The 1,619-nt window shown below is 57.9% G+C and carries 1 pseudogene; it reads left to right on the forward strand.

Annotation, left to right across the window (positions count from 1 at the left end):
• Positions 1 to 19: 19 nt before the first annotated feature.
• A pseudogene (locus NX778_RS24500) lies at positions 20 to 1,584 on the forward strand (IS3 family transposase).
• Positions 1,585 to 1,619 lie beyond the last annotated feature (35 nt).

The raw sequence follows: 1,619 nt of genomic DNA on the forward strand, positions 1-1,619 counted from the left end.
CCCCCCTGTGTCAGACTAGTTGTCGCCTCCTTTTTTAACAGGAGGCGCACAAGTGAAGTATTCTGCAGAATTCATCGAACAAGCCTTGGTAAAGGTCCACTCACGCGGCGGCCGGACAATACGTTCGGTCGCCGAAGAGCTCGACGTGAAGTTCGAGACTGTGAAGCGATGGTTGAAAGTTCATACAGTAATCAGGTCTGACGTGGTCGATAAAGAGAGACGTGCGCACGAATGGCGGCGCGAGGAGCAGTTTCAAGCGCTGCTGGAAACGCATGGGTTGAACGAGGAAGAGTTGCGTGCGTGGTGCCGCGAGCGCGGCTTGTTCCCGCACCATCTTGAGGAATGGCGGGCAGCGTTTTGTGCTACCGACAAGGCACCGTCGAAAGCGCCGTCGGCGCTCGCTTTGACCAAAGAAAATGCAAAGCTTAAGAAGGAACTGCAGCGCAAAGAGAGGGCGCTGGCGGAAGCGGCTGCCTTGCTGGTGCTGCAAAAAAAGTTCCAAGCACTGTGGGCGGACGGGGAAGATTGATCCCGCTTGCAGTGCGCATCGAAACGCTGAACTTGATCAAAGAGGCCGTTGACGCAGGTGCGCGCCAGTCGCGCGCATGTGAAATCATTGGCTTGCCGGAGCGAACAGTGCAGCGCTGGCGTAATTCCCCGGATCAAGGTGACCGCAGGCCGCTGCGCGTGCAGTCGCCACCGAACCGGTTATCGGATCTTGAGCGTCAGCGCATCCTGAAGCTTGCCAATTCCGCAGAGTTTGGCCACCAGTCGCCATGCCAGATCGTGCCCCAGCTGGCCGATCGTGGGCAGTACATCGCCAGCGAGTCGACCTTCTACCGCGTCCTGAGAAGCGCTGGCCAAATCAAGCATCGGGCGCGCTCAAGCGCACCTGTCTGGAAAAAGCCCGAGCCCTTGTGTGCCACGGCACCGAACCAGCTCTATAGCTGGGACATCACCTATCTGCCGACGACTGTGCGAGGACGTCACTATTATCTGTACCTTTTCCTCGACATTTTCAGTCGCAAGGCTGTCGGCTGGGCTGTCTACGAGAACGAATTAAGCGACCTGGCGGCCGACGTCCTGCGCGATGTTTGCGCGCGCGAAAAGATCCAACGTGGCCAGGTGGTGCTCCACTCTGACAACGGTAACCCAATGAAGGGCGCATCAATGCTCGCCATGATGCAAGAGCTAGGCGTCGCGCGCTCCTTAAGTCGACCTGCCGTCAGCAATGACAACCCGTTTTCGGAGTCGCAATTCAGGACACTCAAGTGTCATCCAACGTATCCACGCAAACCGTTTGCGGACCTGACGCAGGCCCGCGCGTGGGTCGGAGAATTTGTGCATTGGTACAACGAAGAACACCGGCACAGTGGCATCGGTTTTGTCACACCCGCACAGCGCCACGCCGGACTGGATGTAGACATCTTGAAGAATCGAAAACAGGTATACGCCGCCGCACGCTTGCGCAACCCTAACCGATGGAGCGCTGGCATCCGCGACTGGGACCGCATCGACGCGGTGCATTTGAATCCATCGAAATCTGACGCCGCATTGCGGCGCCAGGAACGAAGAGCTGCTTAGCAGTTTAGGCGACAACTAGCTTGACAGCCACCGCT

Origin of the sequence: Massilia terrae (assembly GCF_024753145.1) — a bacterium.
Lineage (GTDB): Bacteria > Pseudomonadota > Gammaproteobacteria > Burkholderiales > Burkholderiaceae_D > Telluria > Telluria terrae.